Source organism: Xenorhabdus santafensis, from assembly GCF_033949405.1.
Classification (GTDB): Bacteria; Pseudomonadota; Gammaproteobacteria; order Enterobacterales; family Enterobacteriaceae; genus Xenorhabdus; species Xenorhabdus santafensis.
In genome coordinates, this window is sequence record NZ_VCDN01000429.1 from 1 (window position 1) to 279 (window position 279).

General features: G+C 34.4%; 1 protein-coding gene. It reads left to right on the plus strand.

The features are described from left to right. Positions 1-151 precede the first annotated feature (151 nt). Positions 152-279, plus strand: a 128-nt coding sequence (locus FE392_RS22995) for a glutamate--tRNA ligase family protein (protein ID WP_319931990.1), incomplete at its 3' end; no start/stop codon positions are given.

Genomic DNA, 279 nt, shown 5'->3' on the forward strand with positions numbered 1-279 from the left:
ATTTACAGGTAGAGAAGAAGGGATTGCTTCTCAAGCGGTTGTTTTATTACAGAAAAAATAATGGTTTTTAATTCGTAAGATGGATAATCACATTTTTTTTGGTGTACAATTATAGAATGTGTTGACATTAAGAATGGAAGGTGTACCAATTATGGAAAAGCAAGTGAGAGTGCGCTATGCGCCAAGTCCAACAGGACACTTACATATCGGAAATGCGCGTACGGCATTATTTAATTATTTATTTGCTCGTCATTTAGATGGCAAGTTTATTATTCGTAT